This is a genomic window from Trinickia sp. (assembly GCF_051954495.1).
Classification (GTDB): Bacteria; Pseudomonadota; Gammaproteobacteria; order Burkholderiales; family Burkholderiaceae; genus Trinickia.
The window spans coordinates 59,122-68,190 of the sequence record NZ_JBQCHR010000183.1; the positions used below are offsets into that span (position 1 = coordinate 59,122).

2 protein-coding genes are annotated in these 9,069 nt (G+C 63.2%); both read left to right on the forward strand.

The window, feature by feature from the left end; translation table 11 throughout:
* The first annotated feature begins 313 nt into the window (after positions 1 to 313).
* On the forward strand, positions 314 to 7,945 hold the full coding sequence (locus ACTHNR_RS26170; RefSeq protein WP_440551661.1) for an NUDIX hydrolase: 7,632 nt from the start codon (positions 314 to 316) through the stop codon (positions 7,943 to 7,945).
* A gap of 82 nt (positions 7,946 to 8,027) precedes the next feature.
* The coding region (locus ACTHNR_RS26175) for an ADP-ribosylglycohydrolase family protein (protein ID WP_440551663.1) at positions 8,028 to 9,069 on the forward strand (1,042 nt) is incomplete at its 3' end.

Here is a 9,069-nt window from a genome sequence, read left to right on the forward strand (position 1 = left end):
CAGTGCGCGGGTGACATGCAAGCCGACCGGCATTCGGCCTTATACGCCCGAACATGACGCAAAATGCCGAACTCGGCGTGCGATCGGCCAAGCAGGGCCCATGGGCGTCGTGAACGAAAGACCGGTTGTCGTAGTTCGAGGCGCGTACGCCACGCGAATTCTACGAGTTCCCGCCATTGAAACGGATCAGCCGTTTGCCGATAGTTGCCAGTTCGCGCGACCTTAGCCACGGAGCATAGGCTCGGCCGCCTCCGACCGTGTAGCGCCCAATCGAGATGTCTGATGGGCGGTGCGATTCAGGCATGACAGACCGATGATCGATGGACCGAATGGCGTAATGATGGGCCTGCGGCAACAATCGCCGCACGAAGCCGCACCCGTTAAAACTTCTTCCCCTGCTCCCACTCCCGCGCCAAGCGCGCAAGAAGTCAGCGCCGCCTACCAGGTCGTGACGAAGAACCTGACGGGCAAGACGCTCGATGCGCGCAACCTTGCCGCGGCGGCCGCGCAAGCGCGCCGCTACGCCATGCTGCACGAACAGGCGATTGCCGAGGCCGAACTCGAAGTGATCGCGCAGTACAACGCACAACATGCGAAGGCCGGCACCGATCAATCGGCCAGTGCCATCGAACGCGCTGCCCGCCAATTGAGCGCGAGTTCCGCGGTCGACGCCAACACGCTAGCCTCGGCGCAGCAAGCGCTGGAAGCGGGCGACCTGCACGTGGTGGCCGATAAAACGGTCGAAAGTTTCAATGGCGCGATCTGCTCGAAGACGGAGCCCGATCCGCCGCCAATCGTGTTGAAAAACGAGGGCAAGACGCCCAGCCTGGCCGATGCGACGGACCGGCTCAACGGCTATCTCGGCAGCGGCATGTCGTTGCAGGAGGCCGTGGGAATACTTCGCGTCGAAAACGGCGCAACGCCTGCGGCGGAAGACGTCTTGGCGCGCGCAGCGCTCGCAACGCAGGCGCCTTCGTACGTGTCCGCGTACGCCAAAGCGCCGGACGGCCCCGATCCTGTCGGACTGGCTTCGGCGCATCTGGCCAAATTCGGCGTATTCGATGCCGACACGCTGGCTCGGGCGACAAAAGCGATGACGACCGCGTTGCCGACGGTAACGCTCGACAGCAGCGCGGCGAGGAAAGCGGCTGACAAAGTCGCGCACGACAAGCCGGGCAGCGCTCAATTCGCATCCGATATGCAGGTGTATCGTTCGGCGCTTTCCGCCGAAATCGCGCAGGCGGCGGGAAAGCAGGGCACGTCGTGGTTCAATGATCCGGCCAATATCGATGCGTGGTTGAAGAGCGAGGTGGCGGTAGCCGGCGTGAACCTCGAGCCCCTCGCCCAGGCTGCCGCCGGCACGTCCGATCATTCCCCCGAGCAGAAGGCGTTGGACGATCGGCAGCATCTGATGAATCTGGCGCTCGAAGAAACCCGCGTTGTAGCCGACATCGAACACGCGGATGCCGGGCCCGATGCGTCTCGCACGCAAATCGATCTGGCTCGCAGCCAGCGGCTGACAAGCGACTTCAGCGCACTGGGTTTGGTTCATTTCGACGACAAGACGCAGCAGTGGGTACACAACGGGTCCAGCAAAGCGAACCCCGATGCGTCTACGATGCTCGCCGACTTGCTCGACGACACGTCCGTGCAGGCGCTCAAACAGGATGACATCGACGACGCACTGCGACACATGGGCAGCGCGCAGGCCGAGTCATCGGACCGCGCGAAGGCCGATCTGCGCGCCACGTCCAACGCTCTCGCGCCGTTTAAGCAAGGCGGTACGACGCTCTTCTACGGCGACATGCTCGATGCCGTGAAGCGCTCGCCTGTACTGCATCAGCGCTTCGACCACATTGCATCGTCGGTGACAAGCAACAACAACGTGAATTACGTTCACGATGTCGCACAGACGTTGCAGGACGTCGCGATGCCCGCGGACGAAGACCTCACGCGCGCGCTTTACCAGCAGAAGTTTCGCGGGCGTTTCGAAGATTTTGTCGCGCACGGCAATTGGCGTGCACCGAGTGGCATATCTTCGCTTTGGCAGAGCCTCGATGCGCCTAAGTACTACGTCGATACGTCGAACGTGTATGCGGCGCTAGGGGACGGCGCACAAGCCGCTGCGCAAACGGAGCAGGGCGCTTCGCTGATGCAGATCGTCAAGACTCGTATGGACGGCAGCGATTTCGTCGGCCGGACATACGAGGGCTCGCTGACGAAGGATGGACCGGACGAACACATCAAATCGTTTTATCTGAACTGGAAAGACAAGCACGAAGTCTGGTCAGGGAATCCGCAGTTGCTTCAGGACATCGCGCAGGCAGCGCCGCATTCCGACACCACGCGTTTCATTGAAGCCGAATTGCCTATCGCCGTCGACGCACGCGCGTCTTCGCCCGCGAGCGCCCCGGCCTACGAGCCTCCGGATGCGACACAAACGCCGAGCGGGACGCAGGTCATCGTCTCGCACACGCAACTCGTCAACGCGCTCGGGGATGCCTACCAGGCCAAGCAGCTTGCACACCCCGGAAAGGATGGAGCGCGCTACACCGGCAGCGAGAAAGTCTACGGCAATACGACGCTAGACGATCTCGCGAAATCCGCACTTGCCTCGCAGAACGCGCACGAGCCGAGCGTGGACGTACCACTCGAACTCACGATGCTGCCGCTTATGTATTGGCGGCAGGACCAGGACCCGAACAAAGACAACCCGGAATCGCTCAAGCTGCTGCAGGTCGACGGGATCAATGGTCGCCGCTATGTCGGCCCCGCCAATACGCAGTCGTTTTCCAGTTATAGCGATTGGACACGCGAGAGCGGGTTCAGCGCCGGCATGATGTTGAGCACCCAGCATTTGCTGCAGACCGCCGACGGCCAATCGCAGTTGTGGGATCAAACGCTCACCGGTCAAAAGAAGCTCAGCAACGGCGAAATACTGCTGCAGGCCGGTGAAGCGATGGCGGGCATCGGTGCGATGGCGGTCGTCAGTTTCGTGAGCCCCGAGGCCGAGGGCGTCATGATGCCGCTGATGTATGACGGTGCGCAGCTGTATTTCGCGGCTACCGGCGTCAAAGCGGCGATCGACGCGGCCGATCGTATCGCGCATGACCCCACGTCGGTCTCGGCATGGGCCGAGGGCGGATGGGAGGTTGCGGCCAATTCGTTCACCGCGCTGTCGATCGCGAGCCACTTCGGAATGGGCCGGCTGCCGCAATTGCTCACGCGAGCATTCGAGGCCGGGCAGGCGGCGAACGGAGGGGAAAAAGCGCTTTCAGTGCCCGCACGCCTATTGGTTTCCGCCGCCGACAATCAGGTTGGTGCGAAGACTTACATGGCATTGGCGGGCGCGCCCGACGCCGTGTTGACGTCGCAACGCGTGCTGTTGAAAGGCGCCGCGTTGACGAACGGCGTGCTATTCGGCGCGCAGGGTGCGCAGATGGCGATTGCATGGGCGCAAGGACAGCAGGTGTCGCCGGCGGCCGTGATGCAGCTTGTCGCGACGATCGGCATGGGACAGTTCGGCCGGCTCTATCACGTCCAGTATTCGGCACGCCCCACCGCGATGAACGCACGCGACAGCGATTACATGCATAGCGAGGCCCAGGACCCGGATGCACACTTGAAAGCCGCGTCTGGGTACGAACCTGCGCAGGCCGCGCTCACTTCGCTGACGAGCGACCGTGTCGACGGCATTGTCCCTGTTGACGGCGAGCGAGCGTTGAGGATCACCTTGGATTCCGGCGCCAACCTCCGCGCTCGCCTGCTCGGCGGGCGCGGCAGTGCACCTCCGAGTGACGTTGCGGACCTGTTGCTGCCCGGCGAGGAGGCAAAGGGGCAGCGGTACGCACTGATGGGCGACGCCGATGAGTTCGTGGTCATGCCGCGTATTCGCGGCGGCGCGACGGACAAAGATCCCGAGCAGGATTCCGCCGTATCCGCCGGCGATACGGAACCGCCGCAGACGGGCCGGCAAGTGGGCCTGCCCAAGCGCAGGCTTTCTCGCGAAGAGGAAGATTTCGTCGCGGAGCTCGAAACCACCGCCGTGACTGACGATGTCATCGAACTCGGCCATGAAAGCGATCCGTCGGTCTTCGTGCACATTGCGGTGGAGGGCGCGACCGGTGCGGTAGGCGCCGGCCCGCTCGATGCCGCAACTGTGCGCGTGATGAGCTTGTACCGCGGCGGTTTGCCCAAGGGCAGCGGACATCGGCTGCTGATGCGCACGCTCGAGCGCTATGGCGTACGGCCGACCGAGCGCTTGATTTTCGAGTACGTCGAGCATCGCGAAACCGTGCAAGCGAAAGCGGACGGCATACCTGCCGAAGATACGCCGCTCGCGCGAACAGGCATGCGGACCTTGCGTGCGCTCGGTTTGACGCCCTCGTCGGCGCACTATGCCGACAATCGGTGGAACCACTGGGATCTCGTCATCGAACTCGACCCGCATGCGGGCGTTGCTTCTTTTGCGTCGGCCGAGCAGCCGCAGGTCGGGGCGGAGACCCAAGCCTTGAGCGGACGCCCGCTGCGCGAGGTCGCACTCGGTGAAGATGAACGCACGATGACGTTGACCGATACGGATGGCCATTCGGTCACGGCCGTGCTGCTGAGCGGTCGCGCCGCGCCGCCCACGCATCCTGACGACATTCTCTTGCCGAACGGCGAGAAACGCGGGCAGCGCTTCGAACTCGTTCGCGATCCGCACGACGGCGCGCTGGTGCTCGTGCCGCGTGTGCGCGGGGGCGCTGTCGACGAGGATCCGGAAACAGCCGGCCAACCGTCCGCGCCCGTCAATGCGATGCTGGCGCTGCAGGCGGGCGTGATTACGCCTGCGCGCTACGACGCGTTGCTGAAGGATATGCGTGCCTCGCTGCATCGCCCGGGCAGCATGATGCCGGCTCGCTCCGAATCCGTCGACGCTTTGCGCATTCGCATCGAACGGTTGCTGGAAGACGAGGCGCGCACGCGAACAACTCGCGGCGACATGGGAAAGCGCGGAACCGTCGAAGGCGAGGGCGCCGAGCATGACGCGAGGGTGCGCTCCATCGTCAATACCGCGTTGCTTGTCGCGCGAGCGTCGGTGACGAACGGCGAGTTGCTGCGCACGCCTTTGATCCAGACGCATGCGAACGCACTCGATTTCATCATCGGTGTCCGCACGTTGAACGTGCGCAACAGCCAAAGCCTGGCGCTGCGCGACGCGGACCACTACCTATCGAATCTGGTTCAAGAGTGGCAACTTCCGTTAGACAGACAGACCGCGGGGCAATACCGTGCGCCTTCCGCTCCGCTCGCCCGGCTCTCGGGCTTGGTCTCGCGAGTGTACGATCTGACGAAGGCCCGGCAACCGCGTGCGGGGTCAGGCGAGGGCGTGCCGTCGAACGCAGACCTGTCGAACGTGGAGCCCCGAGACATCGCACCTTCGCCCCCAGGCGGTCGAGCATGGTCTGCGCTCGGCACGCGCCACTTCCTTCGCATGCGGAAGAATGCCGGCTCGCCGGATCATCACTGGCTGCTGACCGAGACGCCGGGTGGCAGCCGAGGCAACGGCCCGGCCATCGAAAACGCCGAAATTCGACCCGATGATCCGGACGGAGGCGGCCAGCGTGCGCAAAGCGACGCGGCTACTCAGCGCACCGATGCGGCCACGGCCTCAACCTCGATTTCTCTCACGTCAGGATCCGGCGGCATTCAGCGCTTGACGCGTCCGAAGGCGAAACCGGGCGAGCAAGACCGCTTGCTGTATTCGGGCTTGCCGGTGGAGGAGGATCCTGCGGCGATGCTGTATGTCCCCCGGGCGCACGCCGCGAAGGCGACGGGGGTAAACGCCTCCCCGGAGCGAGCGGACGATGCGCGGAACAGCCGCGCGACTCGCGATCCGATTGCGCAGTCTCCGGAACGGACGGGTCCATTTCAAACTGGCTACCCTGCAAAGAAAAGCGAATACCCATTGCCGCAGTGGATGGCCACCTATGTCCCCGAGACGGGATTGATACGCACTGAAGCGAGAAAAGGCGACGTGCAGTGGGTGCCCCGCCGTTATACGGAGCGTCGAGAGGAAACGAAAGTGGTCACGATCGCGCCTGACATTCATGTGGTGAGCGCGTTCGGCACGCGAGAGGCAGCGTTCGATCTAGAGGGCCGTCCTGTCGCCACCATCGCCGACCTGCGCCGCCGCGTCCTTACGCCGCAACGGTTGGCCAATCGCTTGAGCGAGAATTTCGGCCTCGACGAGCGAGCGTACACGCCCGGGCAACCGATTGCCTTGCTGGCGGAACATACGGCGGAGGGAGGACGAGCGTCTTTCGCTCAGCAGTTGGCCAACGAAGTCCATGCGCCGGTATATGGTCTGGTGGGCAGCTACGAGGACCGGGAATGGATGCTGCATTTTCCGGATGCCGTGTCTCACCCCGTGTGGCAACCCGACATGACGGGGCGCCGTTGGTCCCCGGACGGCGGTCAACCTGTTCGCGTGAAATGGAATCTGCTGGAGCGCCGCGACACTTCCGACCTGGAAGTACATACGGACGACAATCCGATCAAGATCGATTCCTACTTGGCGCCGCAAGGCATGTTCGTCGTCAACGGCCATACGAGAGAATTGCTCGCGAGAGGACCGGCGGAAGTAGCCGCGAGCGCACGCGCGGCCGGGCATGCATCGGACCAGCCGGTTCTCGTGCTGACGACGGACGCCGATGCGCAGCGGCATGCGTTCGCGCGTCAATTGGCGGACGAACTGCAAAGTCCGGTGTTGATCCTGACTGACGACGCTTGGGCGCTCGAAGGGGGCTCGGTGGTCAAGAATACGGTAACGGTGTCGCGCGTCGAAGGGGCTCAGAACAGGCGCATGACGATAGACGACGCGGGCAGCGTCACGTTTCTCGACACGGGGGAGAACCGCGCGGCGACGGTTTGGCTCAACTTCGGACCACTCGAGCGTACCCAAGCCTACTTCGAGCAAAAGCACGGCACGATGGACGATGTCGTCGTTCATAGCTTCGAGGTCCCCCGGTCGGTGCTCGACGATATTCGGCGTAACGCCGTGCACCAGCGAGCCGCGCAAGAGCCCGGCAACGAGGGCAAACCGGTGCTGGGCGATTGGCTTGCCTCGCCGGACCAATTCGGTGTGAGGTGGCCGGATGCAGTTCGCTTGCAAGGCGAAGCGATTCGGGGGACCGGGAAGACGACGGTGTTCGAACCGAGACCCAGGGGACCGGATGGTGCAACGAGCAGACGTCGCTCGAAGCACCGGGCCGACGGAACCAGCGAGTCAATTACGGCCGATGCGGCACCAGCGCGCATCGAGGGAGGGGCTTCGCTGATTCACCCGCGCAAGGGTGAAGCCGGCGAAGATGTGGTGATCGCATCGCCGACTCAGCCAAGCCATGGCAGCACTTGGGCGGACCCCACGGCAACCGCTGTTTTCGTCCCGGACGGTGAACATCCAGCTGCGCTCAATGGTATTGCGCTGACGCAATGGGAGGCGCCGACGACGCTTGAAGGATGGCAAAACGTCGCCGGGCAGAATCCGAACATCGACGAGCGGATCGGCGATCAGCGGGTCAAGAAGGCCGGCACGGTCATCGTTGAACCGGATGGCCGCGTCTGGATCATCGAATCCACGAATCATTTCACGGGGGCGCGAAGTTTCCCGAAGGGGACCGTCGACGACGGGCTTTCGCTGCAGGCAACGGCGATCAAGGAGACTTACGAAGAGACCGGGCTACACGTTGAGATCGTGGGGCATTTGACCGATTTCAGGCAGAACACGGGGAAGCCGAAAACGCGCTATTACCTCGCAAGGCGAACGGGCGGTACGCCGACAGCGATGGGCTGGGAAACGCAGGGCGTTTACTTGGTTCCCGCAAGTGAACTGGGAAATACGCTTAAAACAGCTCGGGACTTGCATGTGCTCAGAGCGTTGCTTCGGAGCGGGCCGTTATGATGACGGGTTATGGCCTCGCACGAGAATTGATCGCCCGCCTATTTTGTGGCAGGCAAGCGAATCCGAGCAAAATGGGGGTGACGTGACGTTGGGTAATGCAGATTCCACCGATGTAGCCTTGCCGCGGGTGCCGTCAGATCCCATCAAGCGCAGTCGTTTTCGCGGCTGCTTGCTGGGTGGGGCAGTCGGTGACGCCCTCGGCGCCCCGGTTGAATTTCTCAACCTCGCAGAAATCCGCAAGCGTTTTGGCATCGCGGGCATTCGCGACTACGCGACGGCTTATGGCCGCTTGGGCGCGATCACCGACGATACTCAGATGACGCTCTTTACCGCCGAAGGCATGCTGCGCGCCTACGTACGCGCACGAATGCGTGGCATCGGTCCGGTCTTTGCCAGTGCGACCTCGCATGCCTATCTGCGGTGGCTGCTTACGCAAGGTTACGAGTCCAAAGCGCTCGTAAACCGGGATCCGCCTGGCTGGCTGCTTGGCCACCGCGAGTTGTTTAGTGTCCGGGCGCCTGGCGACACATGCATTGCCGCGCTGAAAGCGCTTCACCGGTCTGATGAATTTGCCTGCAACGATAGCAAGGGATGCGGGGGCGTCATGCGGGTTGCCCCGGTTGGCCTGTTTGCCGCCAATTGGCTGAAAGACGGCGAAATCGACGGCAGGCACCTCGCGGCCGCATTCGACATCGCGTGCGAGATTGCCGCCATCACGCACGGGCACGTTACGGGACAGCTTCCCGCAGGGGTGTTCGCAGTCGTCGTGGCCAAGCTTGTCGAAGGAACGCCCATCACAGAGGCCGTCGAATGTTCAAAAGCCATTTTGCGCCTGCGCGCCGGTCACGAGGAAACGCTCGCTGCTATCGAGCATGCGCAGGCTCTGGCTGCGACGCGCGCCGCTAAAGCCGAAGCGATAAGGGAATTAGGCGAAGGGTGGATCGCGGAGGAGGCGTTGGCTATCAGCCTTTATTGCGCGCTGTCCGCAACAGATTTTGAGTCAGGAATCGTACTCGCGGTCAACCACGACGGCGATAGCGATTCGACAGGCGCAATCACCGGCAACTTGCTCGGCGCACGCATGGGAGCCGAGTCAATTCCGAGTCGCTGGCTTGCGCCCCTGG